The following is a 25,559-nucleotide window of genomic DNA, read 5'->3' as shown; positions in this document are numbered from 1 at the left end:
AATTAAAAAGTAATTTATGTTCAAAAACTATTTAAAAATAGCATTCAGGAATCTCTGGAAACATAAATCATTTACGCTGATCAACATTACGGGCATGGGTATTGCTTTTACGGCAACTATTCTGCTCGCGATGACTGCTATGAATGAGCTGACATTTGACAGCTTTAATAAAAACAAAAATTCATTATACCAACTGTATATAGAGACGCATCGTCCTAATAATACGGAGACCAACTCCACGATGCCCGTGCCACTCACGCCGGCGCTCAAGGCAGAGTTCCCTGACATTGTACATATATCCCGCTACGGAAGCATCGGAGGCAGCACGATCCGATACAATGGCAAAGAGTTCAGCAAGCTGATCCGTACCACAGATGCCGACTTTCTGCGCATGTTCACTTATCCCCTAATCAGTGGTAACAAGGAAACTGCACTGAACAACAAATCTGATATTGTAATTTCCCAGAAATCGGCAGAAGCCATTTTCGGGAAGGAATACCCGGTTGGCAAAACACTCAATATCAAAATACATGATGAGTGGAAAGATTATACCGTTTCAGGTGTAATGGAGGATGCTCCGCTCAATTCAAGCATCACATTTGATATGATCACCCGGTTCGAGAACTTTCCCAATTACGAACCTTACGCCGATAACTGGTCTAGCTCAACACATGACGTTTATATACAGCTGAATACCGGCGTAACCCAGGCTGCATTTGAAAAAAAGCTGATTAACTTCATACATAAATATTATAAGGACGATCTTGAACAACTGAAGAAAGATGGCGGCCGTCCGGATGCAGATGGTGAACTACTAAGGCTGAAACTCATCCCTATCACAGATCTGCATTTCAGCCCCATACTGAATACCGGTGGCGTGAGCAGGTTTTACGCTTATCTCCTGCTTCTGATCGGCGCCTTTATTCTTTTTATCGCTTCTGTAAACTTCGTTAATCTTTCTCTCGGCCGTACGTTTACCCGTGCAAGGGAAATCGGAATGCGTAAGGTCATGGGAGCCGGCAGACGCCAGATACTACTCCAGTTTTGGGGAGAATCATTTGTCATCTGTCTTTTCTCCCTGCTGATGGGTATGTTACTGGCCAGGCTGTTGCTCCCTTATTATAAAACCAATTTTTACCAGGCTTTCTCAACAGACATCTTAAGGTCACCGCAACTGATTATCATTTTCGCGGCGGGCTTTTTACTGGTTAGTATCCTGGCCGGAGGTTATCCGGCCTGGATCATGTCTGCGCTGAACACCTCCCAGACCGTAAAAGGCAAGATCACCACAGGAAAGAATCACAGGCTTCGCAATAGCCTGATGGTTGTACAATTTGTATTATCAGGCTTGCTCATCATCTGCACATCGATTGTATGGCAGCAGTTGAATTATATGAGAACAAAACCTCTTGGTTATAACAAGGAACAGATCATCAGTATCCCGATCGGGAACAATATCGGGCAGGAACGAGCGCTGGAATTAATGCGTGTTCAGCTGGCCAAAGTACCGAATGTGCTGAGTGTAACAGGAACCGACATCAACCTGGGCAGAGGTCGCGATGGCAGCACTTCAAATTCCGTGATAGGATTCCAGTATAAGGGTAAAACAGTAAAGACCAACTGGCTGCGTGTTGACTATGACTACATCAGTACATTAGGCCTTACCCTGTTACAGGGCCGCGATTTCTCAAGAGATTTCGGAACAGACTCAGGTGTTGTGATCATTAATGAAGCGATGGCCGCCGAGATCGGGGAAAAGAATCCGCTCGATGCAAATCTTGATTTAGATGGTTCTCATCTGCAGGTTGCGGGCGTGGTCAAAAATTATCATTTCAAATCCCTGCACAAAGAAATTACACCCTTAACCATGTGCATCAGGAAAAACTGGACGCTTTCTTACATTTTCGTTAAAGTAAAACCAGAAAACCTGCCTGCATCAATGGATGCCGTTAATAAAGTATGGCATACTGTAAATCCAAAAGCAGAAAGCCAGATTTCTTTCCTGGATGAGAACACGGAAAAGCAGTATCGCAAAGAAGAACGCATATCCAAAATATTCATCAGCGGCGCTGTATTGGCCATTCTGATCTCATGTATGGGACTGTTTGCCATCGTTGTGTTGGTCATCATGCAACGTACAAAAGAGATCGGCATCCGTAAAGTGCTGGGAGCATCGGTGCTTAATATCACAACACTTATATCGAAAGACTTTATCGGTCTGATCCTGATCGCTCTCACTATTGCAACTCCTATTGCATGGTGGGCGATGAACAAATGGCTGCAGGATTTTGCTTACAGAATCCATATCAGCGCCTGGATCTTCCTCTTGGCCGGCGGTATTGCGCTGCTGATCGCACTGGTAACAATCTGTATACAAACCATCAGGGCCGCGATAGCAAACCCGGTAAAAAGCTTAAAGAGCGAATAATTAAAAAGCGACAACCATACATATATGTTCACGAATTATTTTAAAACAGCGTTCAGGAGTCTCTGGAAAAACCGCCTTTTTTCAGGCATCAACATCATCGGATTAACCATCGGCATCAGTTGTTGCCTGCTGATCGGGTTATATATAAAGCATGAACTCAGCTATGATGACTTCCAGGAGAAGGGAAGCCGGACAGTGCGCGTGATCATGGAATACAGCTTTGGCGAAAATGTGACCAAGGGGAATTTCACCAGCACCAAAGTAGCACCGGCGTTTAAGAAAAATTTCCCGGAAGTGGAATCCGCTATTCGTCTGTACGACGCCAGGAATGTGGTAAAATACAACGACCGGCTGTTCAATGAAAACGGCTTCGTATATGCAGATTCCAACTTCTTTAACATGTTTACTTTTCCGCTGCTGAGCGGTGACCCCCGTACTGCATTGCAGGGGCCTGACAAAATTGTACTCACAAGGTCCTCAGCCAAAAAATATTTCGGAGATGAGAACCCGATCGGCAAAACCCTTGCTGTGGGAAGCAACGCGAGACCATTTGTGGTTACGGGCATTACAGCTGATTGCCCCTCCAATTCACAGATCAAATACAACATGCTGGCATCCTTTTCTTCACTCGGCCCGGCACAGGAAGAAACATACTGGAACGCAAATTATACCACTTATCTCCTGCTGAAAAACGAAGCATCCATCGCTTCGCTTCAAAGCAAGATCCCGGCTTTCATGAAAAAGGAAATGGGTGAGACATCCAAGACCTATATACTGTTCCACCTGGAACCGATGAAAAGCATACACCTTTACTCTCCTTACAGCGGATTCGAACCGAACAGCAGTATTACCTATATCTGGATCATCATAGCAGCAGCATTACTGATGCTGGCGATCGCCTGCTTTACCTATATCAACCTCGGCACGGCCAGTTCTATGGAAAGAGCTCGTGAAGTAGGGATCAGGAAAGTACTGGGTGCGGCCAAGAATCAGCTTTTCTACCAGTATATAGGCGAGTCCTTCCTGCTTTGCGCAATTTCGCTGGTGTTGAGTATTCTTGTACTCCTCATCACACTGCCTTATTTTAACCAGCTGGCAGACAAACAGCTTTCCATTATATCATTATTGGAACCCGTACCGCTGGCACTGACGTTATTCGTTCTCGGCAGTGTCAGTTTTCTGGCGGGGAGTTATCCTGCGCTGGTGCTGGCGGGCTTCAATCCTGTTAAAGTCTTGAAAGGCAGTTTCAAGAACACGCGATCAGGACTTTTTACCCGGAAATCGCTGATCGTTTTCCAGTTCGTGATCTCTGTGTTCCTGATCGTATGCACGTTTGTGATACAAAACCAGCTGCATTATATCCAGCACAGCAAACTGGGCTATAACAGGGAACACACGTTGATAGTACCGATGGATCAGAAGATCCTCGACAATATAGACGCCATCAAAACCGGTTTCAAAACAAATCCGGGTGTACTGAATATCTCGAGGGCAATGAATCCACCTACAAAAATTGTTGGTGGTTATAACATGCGTAATGCTACCATGCCGGAAGATGTGCAGATCAATGTAAAGGCAAACCCTGTTGATGAAGAGTTTATTAAAACAACAGGCCTGCAGCTGATCGCCGGGACTGACTTTTCAAGGCAGGATATACTTGATCTTGGAAAAGAAGTACAGGAAGAGAACATCTATCACTATGTCATCAATGAAACCGCTGCGCGCCAGTTAGGCTTGACACCGCAGCAGGCTGTTGGCCAGAAAATGTTCCTCGGCAATCATCGTCCGGGGCTGATCAAAGGCGTTGTAAAAGATTTCAATTTCGAATCTTTGCATACACCCATCGGCGGTCTCGTTCTTTTCCCCGAGCCAAGAGGCGCTACCATGCTGATCAAACTCAGCGGCCAGAATATGCAGCAGACGATTGCTTCCCTGGAGAACAAATGGAAAGAACTGATCCCGCACAGGCCTTTTGATTACAGCTTCCTGGATGAAGTATACAACAAGATGTACAGTTCCGAGATCAGGTTAGGCAAGGTTATGAGCCTGTTTTCGGGAATAGCGATATTACTTGCCTGCATGGGACTGTTTGGTTTGTCGGCTTATGCCGCCCAGCAGCGTGTGAAAGAGATCGGTATCCGGAAAGTGTTAGGAGCATCTGTGATCAATATCATTGCAACACTTTCAAAAGAATTCGTGATACTTTCAGGCATAGCGGCGCTGATCGCTTTTCCTGCCGGCTGGTGGATCATGCATAAATGGCTGGAGGATTTCTCCTACCGCACTACCATCAGTGCCTGGACATTCATCCTCGCCGGAGCGCTTGCAGTGATCATCACCATCATCACCGTTAGCCTCAGAGCTGTAAAAGCCGCATTGGCAAATCCTGTTAAAAGTTTAAGAACCGAATAATCCAGCATCATGATAAAAACGGATATCAAAACATCATTGCGTACGATACTGAAACAGAAAAAAACAACTATTATCAATATCGTCGGATTATCCATCGGTATGACCGCTGCCATCCTGATCCTGTTCTGGGTTCAGAATGAAAAGAGTTATGACCGCTACCACGCCGATGCCGACAGGATTTACAGGATCACCAATCATCTTACAGTCAGCAGCGGTGATACCTGGGTATGGGAAAACTCACCGCTGATCTATGCAGATGCCGCCAAGAGAGAAATCCCTGAAATCGAAAACACAGCAAGACTTTACAGCGCCGCATGGAATCCGCTGATCATTAACCGGAACGGAACCCTGATGAAGGAGCATGGCGGAGCATATGTAGACAGCAACTGGTTCAGCATGTTCAGTTATAAAGTATTGTCGGGAAGCCTGGCTTCATTTAACAGGCATCCAAACAATATCATTCTTACAGAATCCCGTGCCAAAAAACTATTCGGCAATAGTGATGCGGTAGGCAAAAGTCTGCTTTCAGATACAATGAGCTACACCGTTCAGGCCGTAGTAGCAGACAACCCGACCAACTCCAGTTTCCAGTTCGATATATTCATACCCATTGAAGCCAGGCTGGCAGACAAAGACACCCGTAATGACGAAAATGACTGGGGTAATTTCAATTACCTCACATTTGTAAAACTGCGCCCGACTGCAAAAAGCAAACAGACAGAAGCAAAGCTGACCGCACTGATCAGGAAAAGCAAACTGGAATCAGATATCAAATCAAGCCTTACCGCATTGCCCGATATGCACTTTGAGACAGGGCTGCAAAGTTCGGCCACAAGACATATCAATGAAAATACCATTCACGTCTTTTCATTACTCGGAATACTTTTACTGCTGATGGCCTGCATCAATTACGTGAATCTTACAACGGCAAGGGCCAGCCTCCGTGCCAAGGAAGTAAGCATCAGGAAGATCGTTGGTGCCGGCAGAAAAGAACTGTTCCTGCAATTCATTACCGAATCTTTCCTGATGAGCCTGTTATCGGTAGTACTTACACTGGTTCTGCTCAGGTTATCGCTCCCTATGTTCAACAAGATTACCGACAATCATTTCATTCTTGCCCTGAACGATATTTTATTGTGGAAGCTCATCGGCCTTGCTATCCTGGCAACAACCGTCCTGAATGGCATTTACCCGGCCCTGCTGCTCTCCTCTTTCAACCCATTACACGTATTCCGGGGAATCGGCTTACTCAGGATAAGAGATGCTTATTTCAGGAAAACACTGGTGGTAGTACAGTTTTCAATTGCAGTAGGCCTTATCATCGGCACGATCGTTATTTTTAACCAGATGCAGTACATACAACGGTCGAACAGCGGTTACAATAAATCGCAGATCGTAAACGTGATCGTTCCATGGAAAGCTTTCGGGGGATATGAAGCTGCAGAAAAGCAAAAAAGCGGCATGAACAGCATCGTGCAGCAATTGAAGGCAGAAAGCTCCATTGCTGAAGTATCTGTTGCGCAGGATAATATGGTCAATAACCTCAGCCTCTCATCCGGCGGGTTCGACTGGGACGGCAGGCCTGAAGATTTTAAACCTTCGATTACCCGTTTTTCGGCAGATACCAATTTCAGGAAGATGTTCAACATACAGCTTGCAGAAGGTGAATGGTATACCGAAGATCTCAGCTCTGTAAAGAAGTTCCTGCTCAACGAAACGGCAGTAAAAGAACTGAATATCAGGAAACCTGCACTGGGTCAGCGCTTTGTGGTTGGAAAAGACACGGGCATTATCTCCGGCGTGATCAAAGACTTCCATTTTAAGAGCATGCACGACAAGATCAGTCCGCTTGTAATGTACAATGACCCATGGCGTTTCCAGTTGTTCATACAGGTTCAGCCGGGGCAGAATGCAAAAGCTTTGGCCGCCATTGAAAAGATCTGGAAAGCGAACCTGTCGAAATTCCCGTTCGAATACTGGTTCCTGGATGAAATGTTTAACAGCGTATATGCCACAGACAACAGGATCTCCACACTTGTACTGATCTTCTGCGGCATCGCACTCTTCATTTCCGCACTGGGTCTGTTTGGGCTTACAGCATTCACTGCGGAAAGAAAAACAAGAGAGATCGGGATTAGGAAAGTGCTGGGCGCAAGCGTTTTCAATATTGTCACCTTATTATCGAGGGAATTCATACTGCTGGTAACCTTGTCTATACTGATCGCCATCCCGCTGGCATTAATGATGATGAACAGCTGGTTGAATAATTTTGCATACAGGATCAACATCGGTATATGGATATTTGCACTGGCCGCGGCACTGGCTCTGCTTATTGCATTGGCAACGATCAGTCTTCAGGCAGTAAAAGCAGCACTGGCCAATCCTGTTAAAAATTTAAGAACCGAATAAAAACAGAACATGATACAATTAGAAAAAATATTCAAATGGGTTAATGCCGGTAACAACCGGACATTCCTGCTCAAAGACATCAACCTTACCATCAACGAAGGCGAATTTGTATCCGTGATGGGGCCTTCCGGTTCGGGCAAGTCTACCCTGCTCAATATCATCGGCATGCTGGATGAGCCTTCTGAAGGAAGCTATCATTTCCTCGGCAACGATGTATATAAGATGAAGGAAAAACAACGTTCCCAACTTTACAAAGAGAACATCGGCTTTGTTTTCCAGGCTTATCATCTTATAGACGAGCTGACGGTGTATGAAAATATCGAAACACCTTTATTATACCAGAACATCAAATCATCGGAACGGCAGGCAATTGTTGCAGATATGCTCGACAGGTTCAATATCGTAGGCAAGAAAGATCTCTTCCCTTCGCAGCTTTCCGGCGGGCAACAGCAGCTTGTAGGGGTAGCCAGGGCACTGATCGCCAAACCAAAATTATTGCTGGCCGATGAACCGACCGGCAATCTTAACTCCAAACAGGGTGAAGAGATTATGGAACTGTTCCGCCAGCTGAACCAGGAAAGCGGAACTACCATTATACAGGTTACCCATTCAGAAAAAAATGCGGAATATGGTCAGCGGATCATTCACCTCCTCGACGGAAGAATAGAAAAATAAATACCGCAGCGTATACCAATCAAAAGAACATGACAAAAGTGAAAGCATTAATAACAGGATTTCTTCTTTGCGCAACAGGCTTTTCCTTTGCACAATCCACGGAGCGGCTCAGCGGTCAGGTTACCCTGCAGCAATGTATTGAAACTGCTATCAAAAATAACCTCCAGGTGCGGCAGGCAGCTTACCAGGCACAGGCAGACCAGGTTTCCTACCAGCAGGCCAAAGGCAGCAGACTGCCTTTTATTTCGGGTAATGTTTCGCATGGTATCAACCAGGGGCGCAGCATCGATCCGTATACGAATACCTATGCCGATCAACAGATCAATTTTGCCAATTACAATATCAACACCAGTATCACATTATGGAATGGCTCTTCCATCCGGAACAATATCAGACAGAATGAATTCAACGCAAAAGCAAGCGAACTCGACTGGCAGCAGGCAAAAGATAATATTACTATCAATGTGATCCTCGCCTATCTGCAGGTACTTAACAACCAGGAACAACTTGAGATCGCACGCAAACAGGTTGAAGTTACAAAGAACCAGGCCGATCGTCTTGAAGTACTGAATAAGAACGGAGCTATCGCGCCCGCAACCTATTATGATATGAAAGGCCTGCTCGGCAGCGATGAGCTCAACCTGATCTCGGTCAGGAATAACCTTGAAAATGCAAAGCTTACACTTGCGCAGCTGATGAATGTCAATTATTCAAAGGATGCAACTTTTGAAAGCATCGGCTCACAGGTAAATCCTTCTTTATACGACGGCACTCCTGATGTGATCTATGATGCAGCTACCACACAGCTGGCACTTGTAAAAGCTGCAGACCTGCGTGTAAAAAGCGCGCAGAAAAGAGTACTGAGCACAAAAGGACAAAAACTTCCGGTATTGAGCTTTAATGGTTTCCTGGGCACGAACTATTCAAGTGTAGCATACAGGCAACTGCTTGTAAGTACGTCAGACGTAAGTACGAATCGTTATGTGATGTCGAACAATACCAAACTGCCGGTATTTGAACCGCAGAATGTTTACAATACACAAAAGATCTCTTACGGCGATCAGTGGCGCAACAATTTCAACACCTCCTTCAGCATCGGCATCCAGGTTCCGATTCTCAACGGACTCCAGGCCAAAAGCCGCGTAAGGCAGGCAGAGATCGCCGAGAAGCGAACCAACTTTGAAACGCAGACCGTTAAAACACAGTTGCGCCAGTCGGTAGACCAGGCTTATATCAACATGAATACGGCATTTGAGCGTTACAATACCTTATCGAAACAGGTGCAGGATTTCACAGAATCCTTCAAGGCTGCAGAAGTTCGTTTCAATGAAGGTGTCAGCACATCTGTAGATTACCTGGTTGCAAAAAACAATGTAGACAAATCCAATTCGAATTTTATCAGCGCAAAATATGATTACCTGCTCAGGGTAAAGATCCTGGATTTTTACCAGGGTAAACCTTTATGGTAATTTAAAAACGGAACGGCATGCAAGCATGCCGTTTTTCTTATCTTCCCTGAATGAAGAAAAGTGGTCTGTATGCCATCCTGCTATTGCCCGTACTGCTCCTGACTGCCGGCTTCATCAGAAGCAGCCACCCGGAACTTGCCGGGCTACGGGGTATTAAAAGGACTGGTACATATATGGCAAACCTGCTGCCACTGCTTCTTTTTGTTCTCTTCGATGCACGCCGTCATATCACTTCAGACCTGTTAAAGACCTTTGCAAGGTCTGGCTATTACTGTTACCTGTTCATGGTACTGAAGCTTACGCTTTTTCTCGTGCCGCTGAAACGCTTCTCCTTCTCTTACTGGAAACATCACCTTGATGACCGCATGCATCATTCACAGGGCATGAATACAACCCTGTTCCGCATATTCCATGATTACCGGGATCTATGGAATGAGCAGATCGTAGGCAATTTCATCATGCTGCTGCCATTGGGCATTTTTCTGCCTGTGCTGTACCCGGCTTTCAACAATTTTTTCAAAACAATTGCCACAGCATTTCTTTTTTCAGTTTCAATAGAATTATTACAGGTACTTACAGACCACAGGGCTACGGATATTGACGATGTACTGCTGAACACGTCGGGAGCCATTGCCGGGTTCCTGCTTTTTAAAACCGGTCTGTTCAATCGTTTCAGTCACCGTCCGGTATTGGCAGGAGCTTAATGCTTTTTTAAGTATTTTCATGGCAAACAACAACTGCCATGCGAACCAACCTATGCCTGCTTCTTTTATTATGCCTGCTTACCAGTCAAAGCCGGTCACAGGATAAAAGCAAAGACATTTACTACCAGACCAGCGCCATTCAACCCTATATTGCCCAGTATGATGCAGACAGGGGAAGTCTCGGCCGGTTTTATACCATCCTGAATTCCCCGGAAAGAAGGAACCGTTTCATCAGCTTTTATAAAAGCAACCTGCAGCAACTGGCCGCACTCAATTTCGACCAGCTGAAGACCGATGCGCAGGTTGATTATATCCTGTTTAAACGCCAGCTCGAAAATGAACTCCGGCTGCTCGACAAGGAAGAGAAAGAATACAAACAGATCTATCCCTATGTTTCATTCGCCGATAATATTTATGAATGGGAAAAGCAGAGACGCCGTGGCACTTATCTCCCCAGTGAGCAGATCGCAGGCAGAATGAATGCAATGCTGAAAGAATTGAACACGCAATCCGCAGCACTGACCACAGCACAGGAAATGGAAATGCCGCTCGCAATCAGGGCCGAAGCAACTGTAAGAGGATTGCAGAACGCATTGAGAAGTGTTTACCAGTTCTACAACGGTTATGATCCTGCTTTTTCGAAATGGATCCCCGCTCCTTACAAATCTCTCGACAGCGCTTTCACCGTTTATGCACTGCAACTGCGTAACAAAGGCACAAAACCCGCTTCACAAAAAGATGACGGCAGTGGTATTATCGGCAACCCTATCGGTCGTGAGGAACTGATCCGGCAACTGCAGTATGAAATGATCCCTTATTCGCCGGAAGAACTCGTTGATATCGCCAACAAAGAGTTTGCATGGTGCGATGCAGAAATGCTGAAAGCCTCAAAAGAAATGGGCTTTGGCAACGACTGGAAAGCTGCGCTGGAAAAAGTAAAGAACACCTATGTTCCCGAAGGAAAACAACCCGAAATGATCATGGGGCTTTATCACCAGTCGGTCGACTTCATCAAAAAGAACGACATGGTTACCATACCGCCGCTGGCCGAAGAAACCTGGCGTATGATCATGATGTCGGCCAACCAGCAACTGGTAAGCCCGTTCTTCCTCGGAGGGGAAGTATTACAGATCGCTTACCCTGTTACCGGCATGGATTCGGCAACGCGCATGATGAGTATGCGTGGCAATAACCCGCATTTCTCAAGGGCAACCGTGCATCACGAGCTGATCGCCGGGCATCATTTACAGGGCTTCATGAATAACCGTTATAAATCTTACCGCAATTTCAACACGCCGTTCTGGACAGAAGGCTGGGCCTTGTACTGGGAGTTTCTTTTATGGGATGCAAAATTCCCGAGATCGCCGGAAGACCGCATCGGCATGCTGTTCTGGAGAATGCACCGTTGTGCAAGGATCATTTTTTCACTTAATTATCATCTCGGTAAATGGACACCGCAACAATGCATCAACTTTCTTGTGGATCGTGTAGGCCATGAACGTGCCAATGCAGAAGGCGAAGTTCGCCGGTCTTTTACAGGCAATTACGGACCATTGTACCAGCTTGCTTACATGACAGGCGCTTTCCAGTTCTATGCACTTAAAAAAGAACTGGTAGACGGCGGCAAGATGAGTCTCAAAACATTTAACGACGCCATACTCAGGGAAAGCAGCATGCCTGTTGAAATGGTCAGGGCAACCTTATTGAAAAAGCCGCTGAAGAGAGATTTTGTTACTTCCTGGCGGTTTTACGACAAATGATAAGATCATCAGTAGAACATAAACAAAAGCCGCGGTTGTTAAGTACCGCGGCTTTTTGTTTGTAAATTATTTACCAAATTTTTTCTTAAGGATATTCAGCGCATCATTCACATTCATGCTGCTGAGGTCTTCTTCTTTCCTGGCGGGCTTTCCGTTCCCCTGTCCGTTTCTTGGTCCGCCACCACCCTTTTGCTGCCGCGCCGGTGCCGGTATGGTTTGTTTGATGGAGAGAGCGATACGTTTACGTGCGATATCTACTTCGAGCACTTTTACATTTACCTTCTGCCCGAGTTTGAGGGCTTCGGAAGGATCGGTGATGTATTGATGTGCGATCTCGCTTACATGCACGAGCCCATCCTGTTTCACACCGATATCGATGAATGCACCGAAGCGGGTAAGGTTGGTAACCACCCCGGGCAGTTCCATTCCGGGATGCACATCTTCGATCTTATAGATATTGGCAAATTCAAACTGTTCCAGTTCATTACGCGGATCCAGGCCTGGCTTTTTCAATTCGCTGATGATGTCTTTTACCGTCAGTTCCCCGAATTGTTCCGATACATATTTAGCGGGATTGATATTCTTCAGCAGGTTCTCATTACCGATCAGCGAGCTTACGTCTACCGAAAGATCAGCAGCCATGCTGCGTACAAGCGGGTATGCTTCAGGGTGTACGGCGCTTGAATCGAGTGGGTTATCGCCATCTTTGATGCGCAGAAAACCTGCACATTGCTCAAATGCCTTACCCCCAAGGCGGGGAACTTTCAGCAGCTGAGACCTGTCTGAAAAACGTCCGATCTCATTCCTGTGTTTTACAATGTTTTCCGCAAGTGATGCACCGATACCGCTCACATAGCTAAGCAGGTGTTTGCTGGCAGTGTTCAGGTTAACGCCAACCACATTCACACAACTTACAACCGTCTGATCGAGTTTTTCTTTTAAACGGAACTGGTTCACATCATGCTGGTATTGACCAACACCAATACTTTTCGGATCGATCTTTACGAGTTCTGCAAGGGGATCCATCAGCCTGCGGCCGATACTAACCGACCCTCGCACCGTTACATCCTGGTCGGGAAATTCTTCGCGTGCGGTTTCAGAAGCAGAATAAACAGAAGCGCCATCTTCATTCACGAGGAAAACCGGCAGCTGCAGTTCCAGTTTTTTAATGAACTGCTCCGTTTCCCTGCCGGCAGTTCCGTCGCCGATGGCAAAAGCTTCGATATCGTATTCTTTTACGAGGCGGCGGATCTTCTGTGCACTCTCTTCCATGCGGTTATTCTCATGCACAAAAATGAGATCCGTTTTCTTTAATTCTCCTTTTTCGTCGAGACAAACCACTTTGCACCCGGTACGGTAGCCCGGGTCAATCGCCAGGATACGTTTGCTGCCCAGGGGTGATCCCAGTAATAGCTGGCGAAGGTTTTCGGCAAAAACGTGGATCGCTTCTTCATCCGCTTTCTGTTTCAGTGCACTGCGGAATTCACTTTCAAGGCTGGGTTGCAATAATCGTCTGTATGCGTCTTTAACCGCTTTTTTCACATGCTCGCTCCAGGGGCTCATTCCTTTTACAAAATCGCGTTCCAGCATAGCGAGTGTTTCTTCTTCCGACGGTGCGATGGACATACGCAGGAAACCTTCCAGGAAACCACGCAGTATAGCCAGCGTACGGTGCGATGGTATTTTATGGATCGGTTCCGAAAAATCGAAATAGTCTTTGTATTTGATGCCTTCTGTCTCTTTATCTGCAAGCACTTTACTCTGCATCACCGCGGTATCTTCAAATAACTTACGCAATTTGGAACGCACCTGCGCATCTTCATTCACGGTTTCGGCAATGATATCGCGTGCGCCCTGCAAAGCTTCATCTGCCGTTTTCACATTCTCATTAATATATGCCGCTGCTTCTGCTGCAACATCATTATCAGCCTGCGCCAGCATTAGATTTGCCAGTGGCCCGAGGCCGTTCTCACGTGCCGTCTGTGCCTTGGTTTTACGTTTGGGCTTATAGGGCAGGTAAATATCTTCCAGTTCTGCAAGGGTAGTTGCATTGTTCAGTTTCCCCTGGATCAGGTCGGTCATCTTACCCTGTTCGGTGATCGCTTTTTCAACAAAGGTTTTGCGTTCCGTGAATTCCTTCAGGAATTTCGCTTCATCCTGTATCTGTTGTATCTGTACTTCGTCCAGGCCACCCGTCTTATCTTTCCGGTAACGTGCAATGAAGGGAATGGTAGCTCCTTCCGCAAACAATGCCAGTACCGCTTCTGCCTGCGTGGTACGTAAATTCAGTTTCGACGAGATCAATGCTGCAAATTCAATCATAATGTATCCTGTTGGAAATAAGATATTGTTTAAGGGTTGCGAATGTAGGCGCTCCGCGGGAAAAGAAAAAATCGGCTGAAAGGGAAGAAATCTGTATAATTTAACCTGGAATTGCCTCAGGCGATCCGTGTGATCTTCGCCGGGTACCGGTCTTTATAATTCCGGATCATGGAACGCATTACTTCGTTCTCGGGATAACGTGTAAGACAGGCTTTCAGTGTTTCCAGTTCTGTATGAGGGATATCCGTATCAAGGGTACCCATGCCATAAAAAACACCATCTTCCACCAGCACGCAGCTTTGTTTCTCCCTGATAAGGAAGGTTTCTCTCGTAGCATGCAGCCAGGAAACCGCTTCCCGTACGGATGCATTATAGGTTTCAGGCAGCGGCAGGTCCGTAGCAGCCGTTTTATCCAGGAAACAGAGCACAGGGTGCAGGTTGAATTCTTTTACCAGTTTCCACAGCATCCGGTGAGCGTCGGCCAGCATGCCGAATGCCATCACCGGTTCGAGGTGCTTTTTCTTCTTGTCGATGGCCAGCCGCTGATAACCGATACTATCCTCGAAAATATAAATACCCCAGAGCTGCTCAAACCGTTTCTGGCTTTTATTGTGCAGCGGCCAGAGCCGTTTGATCTCCACACTTTCGAAAAGGGAGGCGATGAATTCCGTAGGACAGACTGTATGCGTTACAGCGTATACCGAACGCATCAGCTCCTGGCGTTTCTTACTGGCGTCCATGCCTGTAAAATGACTGATCACCCTTTTTTTCAGGTTGCGTGCTTTACCTACATAGATCACTTTCCCTTTTGCATCGTGGAAATAATAAACACCAGGCTCCTGGGGCAATGATTTGATATGCTGTTCGGGAAGATTGGCCGGCAGTACCTGGCCATGGTTTTCCTTCTTCAGCATTTCAGAGATCAGCCGCAGCCCGTTATTCCTGAGTACCAGGTCGAGCACTTCAGTGGTAGCCAGCGCATCACCACCTGCACGGTGGCGGTTCTCGATACGGATCCCGAGTTCGCGGCAGAGATTGCCCAGACCATACTTACGGAATCCCGGGAATACTTTCCGGCTCAGGCGGATGGTACACAGTTTAGGCGTTTGCAGTGTAAAACCGGCCTGCTGCAAATGATACTTCACAAAGGAATAATCAAAATTGACGTTATGCGCTACAAACACCCTGTCTTTCAGCAGGTTATGAATATTAAAAGCCACGTCCGCAAAATCCGGTGCAGCAGCTACCATGGCATTGCTGATGCCGGTCATGTTGGCGATAAAAGGCGGTATCGGCTGGTGCGGATTGATCAGGGTTTCGTATTTCCCTTCGATCGTGTTCCCATCATGCAATACTATAGCGATCTCGGTCAGGCCGTGCTGTTCCGGGAATCCTCCTGTGGTCTCAATATCTACGATGGCGAACTTCATGACGGGTATTGTAAATTCGGGAATTATTCCATATTTTACAAAAAGGAAGGCAAAATTACGCCAGGAGCCGGCTATCTGTGAGGTTTTAACTTATTAAGTTTTCCATTTCCCTGAAAACATCCCCTCATTCATAAAACGATTGCGATGGAAAATACAGATCAACCTACCAGGCAGAGCCTGCATCCGGCCAATATTGCCATTATTGTACTGATAGCGATAACCGTACTGGCTCTTTCCTATTTCGAATGGCGCAGCAGTCACTGATTTCCTGAAGCCGGTCACTTTAATTTCAGGCAGGTGTAAGAAAAAAAGCTTTCCGGTTACTAATTAATTAATCCCGCGGCTGTAACATTTAATATAAACAGACGTTAATTATAATTAACAATGATTAACGCTCGGCTTACTCCGGCCGGGATAACTTTGATCTCAGAAAAAAACCTGCTATGAAACTTATTTCTTTTGTATGCTTTCTCAGTGTCTGCCTTGGCTGCACTAATATGAACGGCGGAGAAATAAAAGGCGCCTGTGCCAGCCTGAAAACGGTATGCAGCAAATATGTGAGCATGCCAGTTGAAAAAAATATTCTGAAAACAGCAGTTGCTGCTTCCGGAGAAGCCACGGGAACAACGCCTTTCCAGGTTTCCATACTCGAATGGAATGAAGATATGCGCATTTGGTAGCGCATATACCATAAGATAGAAAAAAGGTCGTGCCTCCCGCACGACCTTTTTCGTGAATGGCTCCCCCGCTTTCCTTACTTTTGCAGACCGTTAGCATCATGAATTTTAATCAATGGAACTGAGTAAGAATTTTATCCCGAACGAAACAGAAGCCAGGTGGTACGAACATTGGCTGGAAAAAGGTTATTTCAAAAGCGAACCCGATGAAAGGGAAGCCTATTCAATTGTGATCCCGCCGCCGAACGTCACAGGCGTACTGCATATGGGTCACTGTCTGAATAATACCATTCAGGATATCCTGATCCGCCGCGCGCGCATGCAGGGTAAAAACGCCTGCTGGGTTCCGGGAACTGACCACGCTTCCATTGCCACAGAGGCCAAAGTAGTGCAGATGCTGCGCGAAAGAGGCATCAGCAAATCCTCGCTCAGCCGGGATGAATTCCTCTCCTATGCCTGGGAATGGAAAGAAAAATACGGCGGTATCATTTTACAGCAGCTGCGGAAACTGGGCTGCAGTCTCGACTGGGACCGGACTTCCTTTACCATGGACCCGGATTATTCCGCATCGGTGATCAAAGTATTTACAGACCTCTACAGCAAAGGCTATATCTACCGGGGCAAACGCATGATCAACTGGGATGTGAAAGCCAAAACGGCGCTGAGCGATGAAGAAGTTATTTATAAGGATGCGCAAAGTAAACTTTACCATGTACGCTACCGGATCGACAGACCCGATGGACCTGAAGAATATATTACCATTGCCACCGTACGCCCCGAAACCATTCTCGGCGACAGCGCGATCTGTGTAAACCCTGCCGATGAGCGATACAAACATCTCCAGGGCCAGTACGCCATCGTACCGCTGGCCAACAGGCGTATCCCGATCATTGCAGACGATTATGTAGCCATGGATTTCGGAACAGGTGCCCTCAAAGTAACGCCGGCACATGATATGAACGATTACCAGCTGGGCGAAAAATACAACCTGGAAGTGATCGACACCATGAACGACGACGGCACCATGAGTGAAGCCGCCGGTATGTTCATTGGCATCGACAGGCTCGAAGTACGTAAACTGATCGTACCCGAACTGGAGAAAGCAGGAAGTCTTGTAAAAATTGAAGATTATAATAACCAGGTCGGTTACAGTGAACGTACCGACGCTATGGTAGAGCCGAGATTGAGCCTGCAGTGGTGGGTAAGCATGAAAAAAATCTCCGGCCCTGCACTCGATGCAGTAATGCAGAACGATATCAATTTCCATCCGGCCAAGTTCAAAAACCTGTACAGGCACTGGATGGAGAATATCAAGGACTGGTGTATCAGCCGCCAGTTATGGTGGGGACACCGCATCCCGGCTTATTACGCTCCGGATGGTTCCTATGCGGTAGCTGCATCTAAGGAAGAAGCGCTGGCCGAATTACAGCAAACACAACCGGCACTTACAGCTGAGGATCTCAGGCAGGATGAAGATTGCCTGGACACCTGGTTCTCCAGCTGGTTATGGCCTTTTGAAGTATTCAAGGGCATGTCGGCTCCCGGTAATGCCGAAGTGAAATATTATTATCCTACCAGTACCCTGGTAACTGCTCCCGAGATCATCTTCTTCTGGGTAGCCAGGATGATCATGGCAGGTTATGAATACATGGGTGAAAAACCATTCAGCGATGTTTATTTCACGGGAATTGTACGTGACAAACAGGGCAGAAAAATGAGCAAAAGCCTCGGGAACTCACCGGACCTGCTCGGGCTGATCGATAAATATGGGGCAGATGCCGTAAGGTTCGGGATCATGATCGCTTCTCCGGCGGGTAATGATATCCTGTTCGATGAAGCTTCGCTCGAACAGGGCCGTAACTTCAACAACAAACTCTGGAATGCGTTGAAGCTGGTGAAAATGTGGGAAGGAAGACAATCCGGTGATGCAGTTGCAGACAGCAATTTTGCCGTGAACTGGTTTGGAAACAGACTGAGTCAGGTAAGGGCCGAAGTAAATACACTGCTTGAGCAATTCCGCCTGAGCGAAGCCCTGAAAACATTGTACTCACTGATCTGGGACGATTTCTGCAGCTGGTACCTTGAGTGGATCAAACCTGGTTTTGAACAGCCGATCAATGCAGCTGTTTACCAGCAGACACTGGTCTATTTTGAAGAACTGACCGAACTGCTGCATCCCTTCATGCCATTCATTACAGAAGAGATCTACCACCTGCTCAGGGAACATAAAGATGATCTTTGTGTAAAACAGCAAAAAGAAAACAGTACATCCGATCAGCATGTACTCGATGCAGGGGAATTGCTTAAACAGGTAATTTCCGCATTGCGCGATGCAAGGAACAAAAATCAGATCAAACCCAAAGACAGCATCAACCTGCAGATCCGTACGGCCGATACAGCCAGTTACCAGCCGATAGAACATATCCTGGCCAAGCAGGTAAATGCCGGCTCAATACAGTACACACAAAATGATACTGTTCCGGGCAGCATTGTGGTAGCAGTTGAAAAAGACAAATTCTTCATTGAAAGTGAGCAACAGGTAGATGCAGAAGCCCTGAAAGCGAACCTGCTGAAAGACCTCGCCTACCAGGAACAATTCCTGGTGAGTGTGCAGAAGAAACTGAGCAACGAACGCTTTGTGCAGAATGCAAAACCCGAAATCATTGCGCTGGAAAGAAAAAAAGAAGCAGACGCCGAGGCAAGGATTCTCACGATCAGGCAGAGCCTGGAGAACCTGTAACAGTTCTGTTAAATTCAGATTTTCTTCAGCATTGCGGTCGTAATATTATGCCATGAAAGTGACTAAAGCCCTGAAAAGCATCCTGGTCTTTGCCGGATGTTTCTGTTTTTTACTGCAAACATCCGCCCAGGGACAATGGGAAGTGGATATGCTCCGCAGCATCAATCCGCAGGATCCGTCGAGCAGCACCTGGCGGGGCATTTCTGCTTCTGCCAAACCGGTTGGCGTAGGCATTCCGCTGGGAATGGTGGCCATTGGCCTGATCAACAAGAACCTCAAACTGAAGGAAAATGGTATTGAAGCGCTGGGCAGTGTAGCCATTGCTTCCCTTTCTACCCAGATCATGAAAGCGGCATTCAACAGGCCGCGTCCTTACAAGACCTATACGGATATTTATCCTGATAATGCGGATAACAGCAAGGCATTTCCGTCAGGACATGTATCGCTGGCTTTTGCTACGGCCACATCGCTCTCGCTTCAGTATAAGAAATGGTATATTGTTGCGCCCCTGTACGCATGGAGTACCGCTATAAGTTATTCGAGAATGTACCTTGGGCAGCACTACCCTTCCGATATACTCGCCGGCGCCGTTGTAGGGGCCGGAAGCGCATATTTATCGCATGTGCTTGCCAAAAAGATCTTTGCAAAACCCAAACATAACAGATGAGCATCCCCGCATTAAGCATACGAGAAGCAGGTGTCGCAGATATTGAATCCATCAGGCAGATCGCTTTTGCAACCTGGCCCTCTGCTTATGGAAATATTATCTCGCAGGAGCAGATCAGTTATATGATGGATATGATGTACAGTCCGAATGTGCTGGAAGAACAGATGAACAAGAACCATCTTTTCTATATGGCAGAACTGGATGGCCAGCCACATGGCTTTGCAGGAGTATCCGATGAAGGCGCAGGCATATTCAAACTGAACAAGCTCTATGTGATGCCCGATACGCAGAAAACCGGCGCAGGGAAAGCATTACTTGCTGCCGCGATCGGTTATGCAAGATCGAAAACAGGAAACACGCTGATCTTACAGGTGAACCGTCATAACCCGGCCAGGGGATTTTATGAGAAGCAGGGTTTTACCGTCAGAGAAGACGTGGACATCCATGTTGGCAACGGCTTCTACATGAACGATCATATCATGGAATTCGCGCTTTGATCAGAAGATAGCGCCAGTAATTCATGGTGTAGCTGCAGCACCTGGGGAATCAGCAGTTCCGTATCGTTATTGAGGATCACACGGTCGCAGAGCCGCATTTTCATTTCCTCGTCTATCTGTCTGCTCATCCTGTCGAGCACTTCCTCGCGGCTGATACCGTCTCTTTTCATAACCCTGCTGATACGTATCGTTCGGGGCGAATAAACACCGATTACGAGGTCGAGCCCTGCAGCGGAACCCGATTCAAAGAACAGCGCTGCTTCTTTAATAGTATAAGGTGCGTCCTGCGCTTCTGCCCAGCGTTCGCCGGCAGCAATGGCAGCGGGATGTACCAGTGCATTGAGTTTTTCCAGTTCGAAGGGATCTTTGAAAACGATATTGCTGATGTATTTTCGGTTCAGCTTTCCTTCCGCGAAACTTTCCGGGCCGAATAATGCGATCAGACCTTCACGCAATGCCGGATCTTCTTCCATCAGCCGGCGGGCAGCTTTATCGGCGTCGAAGACCGGTATACCCAGCACCCTGAAAATATTGGTGACAATGCTTTTGCCGCTTCCGATCCCGCCTGTGATACCAACTTTATACATAGTTACAGATATAAAAAAGCCCGGAACATGTTCCGGGCCTGAAATTAAGTTATTTCGGAGAGATTATTTTTTCTCTGCAGCAGCAGCCTTGTTAACGGCAGCGCTCCATTCCATGCTGATAGAAGAACGCTCGATCTTCAGGTAACTGCCCGGACTAACTTCCAGTTGCAGTGTGTTATCATCATTCACTTTATTGATGGTTCCGTGGATACCTGCAATAGTTACCACTTTATCACCTTTCTGCATGTTATCAACGAATTTTTTCTGCTCTTTTGCTTTTTTAGCCTGCGGGCGGATCATAAACATCCAGAACACGAGGATGATCGCTCCCATCATAACCAATTGAATAGTACCGCCACCCTGTTGCGGGTTACCTGCCAATAAAACTGAATTTAAATAAACCATGATTTGCTTTTTAAAAGTAAATATGAATACCCGGAGCGCAAGCTACAGGTTTTTAGCTTGTAAACGGTAAGCCTAAGGCTTTTCTTTGATAAATCCGGTAAAAATAAGTGTGCGTCCCGCGGCTCCGTTAAACGTATTGGTGGTTACCGTGATCGTTTTACGTACATCTCCCGGATGTGAGCGGTTACTGTCGAAAGCAGCCTGCACCATGCCTACCGCGCCGGGGGCAATGGCTTCCTTGCTGTAATCGGCAACAGTGCATCCGCATGAAGGCGTTACATTACTCAGCAGCAAAGGCTTGGTTCCTGTATTCTTTACCCTGAAAACGATATTGATCTTTTCGCCCATGGTAATGCTGCCGAAATTCACGAGCGAATCGAGCCATTCTGCCTGGGTAAAATTAGCGGTATCGGTCACCGGCAGTTTATTCACCGCTATTTTTTTATCCTGGTTATTCTGGCAGGCTGTTGCAATCAGCACAGTTCCTGCAAAAAGACAGATGAGACGCTTTACCGGTTTCATATAGCTGCTGTTATTTTTTGTAATTGATTTTCTGGATCTTCCCTGCCTCATCCAGTTCTTTGTGGATATTGTCGAGAATACCATTCACGAACTGACCGCTCTGTGCTGTACTGTACTCTTTTGCCAGATCGATGTATTCGTTGATGGTCACTTTTGTTGGGATGGTCTCAAAATATAATAATTCGCAGAGTCCCATGCGCATCAGGATCATATCCAGCACGGCGATCCTTTCCGCATCCCAGTTCTTCAGCTTGGGTTTGATGAGCTCCATTGCCTGCTCTTTACGCTCCAGTGTGGTAGTGAGCAGTGAACGCGCGAACTCCCATTTTTCCCTGCTTACCATTTCCTGCAGGTTATAGGAAGCAGGTTTCTGGAGATAACCGGCTACCAGCTGGTCTATCATATCGGCATCATCATCCCAGTTGTTGAAATGTTCTTCGATATGTGCAATAAAATCTTCATTGGGCAGCATCAGGTTCGTGAAGATCAGTTTGATGATATCGCGTTCTGACTGTTTTTCCCTTCCCTGTACGGCAATATATGCTGCGTATTGCTCGGTTTCGGTCAGGTCTTCGTAAATCTTTTTTATGAGGGCTTTATCTGCTATTTTCTGGGGCAGGTAATCTTCCAGCGCTTTTTTAAAGGAAGGACTTTCCAGTATCTGCCATAACAGTTCGTTGCCGGCAATCTTGATATTTACATTGAGATCTTCATTGCTGGGCAGGTTACGGGAAGCTCTTTTACGGGCGCTGGTCTCGGCATAGCGGGCTACTTCTGTAAGGAAGTACAGCAGGTAAACGAACAATTCAGCACTTTTATCCAGCTGCTTTTTCAATTCATCCTCGGGCTTTTTAAATGTCACGGCACTATCGGCAGTTTCTATGATATAGAGCAACTGCATTACTTTAACCCGGATATTTCTTCTACTGATCATATCTGATAAGAGCTTATTTGGGGAGCGCAAAGGTATTGTATAAATACAGGCATTCAAAATGAAAAACCCATCCGGGAACGGACGGGTTTCAACCTTGATACAACCTATATAAACTGGCCCCGGTCTTCCGGACCGGAACCGGTTATGAATACCTCTGCATTCACAACCTGATTACATGCATAGTTAATTACAAATCAATCACTTAAACTCGATCATTCCTCAACTCCTTCTCGCCAATACATTATATACGTAAAATCTGTCCGGCCGGATTTACCTGTTTTAAACAACCCGGCCAGCCGGTCAGCTGCTGCAAAGTGTTATACGATTATGAAATTTTGGCACTGTGAATTGAAAACTTATCCCATCTTTGCGGCCGGCTCTGCCATATTTGTCGCTGCACATGACTTAAACCGGCCAGACTGAAAAAATGGCTTATTTGCACCGGATGGCATAAAAATCGAGGTAGGGCATCCATAATTATTAACTCTATTAATTAAAAACCAATAACGTATGGCTAAGAAACTCAACGTTACCCCTCTGCATGACAGGGTTATCGTTAAGGCTGCCGCTGCTGAAGAAAAAACTGCAGGCGGAATCATCATCCCTGACACAGCGAAAGAAAAACCACAGCGCGGAACCGTTGTAGCAGTCGGAAGCGGCAAAAAAGACGAACCGGTTACCGTTAAAGCCGGCGATACCGTTTTATATGGTAAATATGCGGGCACGGAGATCCAGATCGAAGGTCAGGATCTGCTGATCATGCGTGAAAGCGATATCCTCGCTATCGTTTAATCTTACCCAACCGGGCTTATTGTCTAATTTTTCTAAACTGAAATAAAATGGCTAAACAGATCTACTTCGATATCGAAGCAAGAAATAAAATGAAGAAAGGCGTTGACACCCTGGCCAACGCTGTAAAAGTAACCCTCGGACCCAAAGGCCGTAACGTGGTTATCGAGAAAAAATTCGGTGCACCTGCTGTAACCAAAGATGGTGTAAGCGTAGCAAAAGAAATTGAGCTGGAAGATGCAATCGAGAACATGGGCGCACAGATGGTGAAGGAAGTAGCTTCCAAAACTGCGGATATCGCAGGTGACGGTACTACTACCGCTACCGTACTGGCCCAGGCTATCATCAGCGAAGGGCTGAAAAACGTAGCTGCAGGTGCTAACCCGATGGACCTGAAACGTGGTATCGACAAAGCCGTTGCAAAAGTGATCGAGAACCTCCAGTCGCAGTCGCAGGCCGTAGGTAACGATTCTAAAAAGATCGAGCAGGTAGCTACGATCTCTGCCAACAGCGACGGTGAGATCGGCAAACTGATCGCACAGGCGATGGCAAAAGTTGGTAAAGAAGGTGTTATTACCGTTGAAGAAGCAAAAGGCACCGATACAACAGTAGATGTAGTGGAAGGTATGCAGTTCGACCGCGGTTATATCTCTCCTTATTTCGTTACCAACAGCGAAAAAATGGAAGTAGAACTGCAGAGTCCATATATCCTGATCTACGACAAGAAGATCAGCGCTATGAAAGACATCCTCCACATCCTGGAGAAAGTAGCACAAAGCGGCCGCCCGCTGCTGATCATCGCTGAAGACCTCGAAGGTGAAGCACTGGCAACACTGGTTGTGAACAAACTCCGCGGAACCATCAAAGTTGCTGCTGTAAAGGCACCAGGCTTTGGCGACCGCAGGAAAGAAATGCTCAACGATATCGCTATCCTTACTGCAGGAACTGTAGTAAGCGAAGAGCAGGGCTTCAAACTGGAGAACGCAGACCTCACCTATCTCGGACAGGCGGCTTCTGTAACCATCGATAAAGACAATACCACTATCGTTGGCGGTAAAGGTAAAAAAGCTGATATCCTGGCGCGTGTGAACCAGATCAAAGCACAGGTAGAGAATACAACTTCTGATTACGACCGCGAAAAATTACAGGAACGCCTGGCTAAACTGAGCGGCGGTGTTGCTGTACTGTACGTAGGTGCTGCTACAGAAGTAGAAATGAAAGAAAAGAAAGACCGTGTAGATGATGCATTACATGCTACCCGCGCTGCCGTTGAAGAAGGCATCGTACCTGGTGGTGGTGTTGCTTATATCCGTGCGGTAGAAAGCCTGGAAAAACTGAAAGGCGGCAACGAAGATGAACTGACCGGTATCCAGATCGTGAAAAGAGCGATCGAAGAGCCACTGCGCCAGATCGTAGCCAACTGCGGTATCGAAGGTTCTATCGTAGTTCAGAAAATCAAAGAAGGCAAAGCCGATTTCGGTTTCAATGCCCGCACTGAAGTTTACGAGAACCTGTTCAAAGCAGGCGTTATCGACCCAACTAAAGTAACCCGTGTTGCATTGGAAAATGCTGCTTCAATCGCTGCTATGTTGCTCACAACAGAGTGCGTGATCGCAGACAAACCAAAGCCTGAAGCTCCGCATACACATGGTGCTCCTGATATGGGCGGCATGGGCGGATACTAATCAGATCTCCCGGCTGTAAGCCAGATCATATAGCAAAAGCCACGTTCATACGTGGCTTTTGCTATTCATGTAATTACGCTTACTTTTTCTTTTGCTGATCGGCCTCAATGCGGGCCATATCCTGGATAATGGCAATAAGCATTTTCTTCCCTTTTTCATCCAGCGGTTGTTCGCGGCCTCCGTTATAAAGCTTATAGCTGATCACGCCATTCGCATCCGGTTCTGCAACCATCCGTACATCATCTCTTTTGTACTTCACGTAACCACCGGTGGAGATAAACGCGATAGAACTGTCGTTCCCGGCCAGTTCCACATCACCGGCATACTCGATCTTGATCGATACATGATCATTGTTGATCTCGATCTTTCTTTTAACACCCGGCCCGCAACCGGTAAACAACAGCGCGGGCAACAGCCACCAGAAAAATGTCTTTTTCATGTCTCAGC

At 46.7% G+C, this 25,559-nt stretch carries 20 protein-coding genes; 13 read left to right on the top strand and 7 right to left on the bottom strand.

Going from position 1 to position 25,559, the window contains the following annotated elements:
• Nucleotides 1-16: 16 nt before the first annotated feature.
• The 7 genes from B5D42_RS11270 to B5D42_RS11240 are packed head-to-tail and all read left to right on the top strand — an operon-like array spanning nucleotide 17 to nucleotide 11,857.
• A complete protein-coding gene (locus tag B5D42_RS11270) occupies nucleotides 17-2,428 on the top strand; it encodes an ABC transporter permease (protein ID WP_078831616.1) in 2,412 nt (803 codons plus the stop codon).
• A gap of 24 nt (nucleotides 2,429-2,452) precedes the next feature.
• Nucleotides 2,453-4,840, top strand: a complete 2,388-nt coding sequence (locus tag B5D42_RS11265; RefSeq protein ID WP_078831615.1) for an ABC transporter permease — start codon at nucleotides 2,453-2,455, stop codon at nucleotides 4,838-4,840.
• 9 nt (nucleotides 4,841-4,849) lie between these two features.
• Complete coding sequence (locus tag B5D42_RS11260; protein WP_078831614.1) at nucleotides 4,850-7,249, top strand: ABC transporter permease; 2,400 nt, start codon at nucleotides 4,850-4,852, stop codon at nucleotides 7,247-7,249.
• A 9-nt stretch (nucleotides 7,250-7,258) separates the two neighbouring features.
• Nucleotides 7,259-7,924 carry an ABC transporter ATP-binding protein gene (locus B5D42_RS11255; RefSeq protein ID WP_078831613.1) on the top strand — a complete coding sequence of 222 codons (666 nt, stop codon included), beginning with the start codon at nucleotides 7,259-7,261 and terminating at the stop codon, nucleotides 7,922-7,924.
• Nucleotides 7,925-7,953: 29 nt separating this feature from the next.
• On the top strand, nucleotides 7,954-9,393 hold the full coding sequence (locus B5D42_RS11250) for a TolC family protein (protein WP_078831612.1): 1,440 nt from the start codon (nucleotides 7,954-7,956) through the stop codon (nucleotides 9,391-9,393).
• A 50-nt stretch (nucleotides 9,394-9,443) separates the two neighbouring features.
• Nucleotides 9,444-10,097, top strand: a complete 654-nt coding sequence (locus B5D42_RS11245; protein ID WP_078831611.1) for a VanZ family protein — start codon at nucleotides 9,444-9,446, stop codon at nucleotides 10,095-10,097.
• Between the two features lie 38 nt (nucleotides 10,098-10,135).
• Nucleotides 10,136-11,857 (top strand): DUF885 family protein, encoded by a 1,722-nt coding sequence (locus B5D42_RS11240; RefSeq protein ID WP_078831610.1) that lies wholly within the window; start codon nucleotides 10,136-10,138, stop codon nucleotides 11,855-11,857.
• A 66-nt stretch (nucleotides 11,858-11,923) separates the two neighbouring features.
• Here B5D42_RS11240 and B5D42_RS11235 read toward each other — a convergent pair whose 3' ends face one another.
• Nucleotides 11,924-14,179 (bottom strand): Tex family protein, encoded by a 2,256-nt coding sequence (locus tag B5D42_RS11235; protein ID WP_078831609.1) that lies wholly within the window; start codon nucleotides 14,177-14,179, stop codon nucleotides 11,924-11,926.
• Nucleotides 14,180-14,295: 116 nt separating this feature from the next.
• The gene (locus B5D42_RS18260; protein ID WP_078831608.1) at nucleotides 14,296-15,609 is read right to left on the bottom strand and encodes an exonuclease domain-containing protein; all 1,314 of its coding nucleotides are present in this window, start codon (nucleotides 15,607-15,609) and stop codon (nucleotides 14,296-14,298) included.
• Between the two features lie 443 nt (nucleotides 15,610-16,052).
• Here B5D42_RS18260 and B5D42_RS11225 point away from each other — a divergent pair, with 443 nt between their 5' ends.
• The 4 genes from B5D42_RS11225 to B5D42_RS11210 all read left to right on the top strand — a co-directional run bounded on the left by B5D42_RS11225 (nucleotide 16,053) and on the right by B5D42_RS11210 (nucleotide 20,190).
• Nucleotides 16,053-16,289, top strand: coding sequence for a hypothetical protein (locus tag B5D42_RS11225; RefSeq protein WP_139367118.1), 237 nt, complete (start codon nucleotides 16,053-16,055; stop codon nucleotides 16,287-16,289).
• 112 nt (nucleotides 16,290-16,401) lie between these two features.
• Nucleotides 16,402-19,026, top strand: a complete 2,625-nt coding sequence (locus B5D42_RS11220) for a valine--tRNA ligase (protein WP_078831606.1) — start codon at nucleotides 16,402-16,404, stop codon at nucleotides 19,024-19,026.
• A 52-nt stretch (nucleotides 19,027-19,078) separates the two neighbouring features.
• Nucleotides 19,079-19,693 (top strand): phosphatase PAP2 family protein, encoded by a 615-nt coding sequence (locus B5D42_RS11215; RefSeq protein WP_078831605.1) that lies wholly within the window; start codon nucleotides 19,079-19,081, stop codon nucleotides 19,691-19,693.
• The gene (locus B5D42_RS11210) at nucleotides 19,690-20,190 is read left to right on the top strand and encodes a GNAT family N-acetyltransferase (RefSeq protein WP_078831604.1); all 501 of its coding nucleotides are present in this window, start codon (nucleotides 19,690-19,692) and stop codon (nucleotides 20,188-20,190) included. The genes B5D42_RS11215 and B5D42_RS11210 overlap by 4 nt, the downstream gene beginning before the upstream one ends.
• Here the strand turns inward: B5D42_RS11210 and coaE are convergent.
• The 4 genes from coaE to nusB form a co-directional block, all read right to left on the bottom strand.
• Complete coding sequence (gene coaE, locus B5D42_RS11205) at nucleotides 20,166-20,777, bottom strand: dephospho-CoA kinase (protein WP_078831603.1); 612 nt, start codon at nucleotides 20,775-20,777, stop codon at nucleotides 20,166-20,168. The two genes, B5D42_RS11210 and coaE, sit on opposite strands and share 25 nt — an antisense overlap.
• Nucleotides 20,778-20,840: 63 nt before the next feature.
• Nucleotides 20,841-21,182, bottom strand: coding sequence for a preprotein translocase subunit YajC (yajC, locus tag B5D42_RS11200; RefSeq protein WP_078831602.1), 342 nt, complete (start codon nucleotides 21,180-21,182; stop codon nucleotides 20,841-20,843).
• A gap of 72 nt (nucleotides 21,183-21,254) precedes the next feature.
• Nucleotides 21,255-21,704: a DUF1573 domain-containing protein gene (locus B5D42_RS11195; protein WP_176112984.1), complete on the bottom strand. Its 450-nt coding sequence runs from the start codon at nucleotides 21,702-21,704 to the stop codon at nucleotides 21,255-21,257.
• Nucleotides 21,705-21,714: 10 nt separating this feature from the next.
• A complete protein-coding gene (gene nusB, locus B5D42_RS11190; RefSeq protein ID WP_078831600.1) occupies nucleotides 21,715-22,638 on the bottom strand; it encodes a transcription antitermination factor NusB in 924 nt (307 codons plus the stop codon).
• Nucleotides 22,639-23,148: 510 nt separating this feature from the next.
• Between nusB and B5D42_RS11185 the strand changes: the two genes are divergently transcribed.
• On the top strand, nucleotides 23,149-23,430 hold the full coding sequence (locus B5D42_RS11185) for a co-chaperone GroES (RefSeq protein ID WP_078831599.1): 282 nt from the start codon (nucleotides 23,149-23,151) through the stop codon (nucleotides 23,428-23,430).
• Between the two features lie 47 nt (nucleotides 23,431-23,477).
• Nucleotides 23,478-25,112, top strand: a complete 1,635-nt coding sequence (gene groL, locus B5D42_RS11180; RefSeq protein WP_078831598.1) for a chaperonin GroEL — start codon at nucleotides 23,478-23,480, stop codon at nucleotides 25,110-25,112.
• 79 nt (nucleotides 25,113-25,191) lie between these two features.
• On the opposite strand, the gene B5D42_RS11175 is transcribed toward groL, so the two are convergent.
• The gene (locus B5D42_RS11175) at nucleotides 25,192-25,551 is read right to left on the bottom strand and encodes a hypothetical protein (protein WP_078831597.1); all 360 of its coding nucleotides are present in this window, start codon (nucleotides 25,549-25,551) and stop codon (nucleotides 25,192-25,194) included.
• Between the last annotated feature and the right edge of the window lie 8 nt (nucleotides 25,552-25,559).

The organism is Sediminibacterium ginsengisoli (genome assembly GCF_900167075.1).
Classification (GTDB): Bacteria; Bacteroidota; Bacteroidia; order Chitinophagales; family Chitinophagaceae; genus Sediminibacterium; species Sediminibacterium ginsengisoli.
The sequence above is the reverse complement of the archived record's forward strand: the minus strand, read 5'-3'. Positions and strand labels throughout refer to the sequence as shown.

Excerpts from the sequence above, each read along its gene's own strand:
- B5D42_RS11270 (WP_078831616.1), top strand. The coding sequence starts at position 17 with ATGTTCAAAAACTATTTAAAAATAGCATTCAGGAATCTCTGGAAACAT.
- B5D42_RS11265 (WP_078831615.1), top strand. The coding sequence starts at position 2,453 with ATGTTCACGAATTATTTTAAAACAGCGTTCAGGAGTCTCTGGAAAAAC.
- B5D42_RS11260 (WP_078831614.1), top strand. The coding sequence starts at position 4,850 with ATGATAAAAACGGATATCAAAACATCATTGCGTACGATACTGAAACAG.
- B5D42_RS11255 (WP_078831613.1), top strand. The coding sequence starts at position 7,259 with ATGATACAATTAGAAAAAATATTCAAATGGGTTAATGCCGGTAACAAC.
- B5D42_RS11250 (WP_078831612.1), top strand. The coding sequence starts at position 7,954 with ATGACAAAAGTGAAAGCATTAATAACAGGATTTCTTCTTTGCGCAACA.
- B5D42_RS11245 (WP_078831611.1), top strand. The coding sequence starts at position 9,444 with ATGAAGAAAAGTGGTCTGTATGCCATCCTGCTATTGCCCGTACTGCTC.
- B5D42_RS11240 (WP_078831610.1), top strand. The coding sequence starts at position 10,136 with ATGCGAACCAACCTATGCCTGCTTCTTTTATTATGCCTGCTTACCAGT.
- B5D42_RS11235 (WP_078831609.1), bottom strand. The coding sequence starts at position 14,179 with ATGATTGAATTTGCAGCATTGATCTCGTCGAAACTGAATTTACGTACC.
- B5D42_RS18260 (WP_078831608.1), bottom strand. The coding sequence starts at position 15,609 with ATGAAGTTCGCCATCGTAGATATTGAGACCACAGGAGGATTCCCGGAA.
- B5D42_RS11225 (WP_139367118.1), top strand. The coding sequence starts at position 16,053 with ATGAAACTTATTTCTTTTGTATGCTTTCTCAGTGTCTGCCTTGGCTGC.
- B5D42_RS11220 (WP_078831606.1), top strand. The coding sequence starts at position 16,402 with ATGGAACTGAGTAAGAATTTTATCCCGAACGAAACAGAAGCCAGGTGG.
- B5D42_RS11215 (WP_078831605.1), top strand. The coding sequence starts at position 19,079 with ATGAAAGTGACTAAAGCCCTGAAAAGCATCCTGGTCTTTGCCGGATGT.
- B5D42_RS11210 (WP_078831604.1), top strand. The coding sequence starts at position 19,690 with ATGAGCATCCCCGCATTAAGCATACGAGAAGCAGGTGTCGCAGATATT.
- coaE (WP_078831603.1), bottom strand. The coding sequence starts at position 20,777 with ATGTATAAAGTTGGTATCACAGGCGGGATCGGAAGCGGCAAAAGCATT.
- yajC (WP_078831602.1), bottom strand. The coding sequence starts at position 21,182 with ATGGTTTATTTAAATTCAGTTTTATTGGCAGGTAACCCGCAACAGGGT.
- B5D42_RS11195 (WP_176112984.1), bottom strand. The coding sequence starts at position 21,704 with ATGAAACCGGTAAAGCGTCTCATCTGTCTTTTTGCAGGAACTGTGCTG.
- nusB (WP_078831600.1), bottom strand. The coding sequence starts at position 22,638 with ATGATCAGTAGAAGAAATATCCGGGTTAAAGTAATGCAGTTGCTCTAT.
- B5D42_RS11185 (WP_078831599.1), top strand. The coding sequence starts at position 23,149 with ATGGCTAAGAAACTCAACGTTACCCCTCTGCATGACAGGGTTATCGTT.
- groL (WP_078831598.1), top strand. The coding sequence starts at position 23,478 with ATGGCTAAACAGATCTACTTCGATATCGAAGCAAGAAATAAAATGAAG.
- B5D42_RS11175 (WP_078831597.1), bottom strand. The coding sequence starts at position 25,551 with ATGAAAAAGACATTTTTCTGGTGGCTGTTGCCCGCGCTGTTGTTTACC.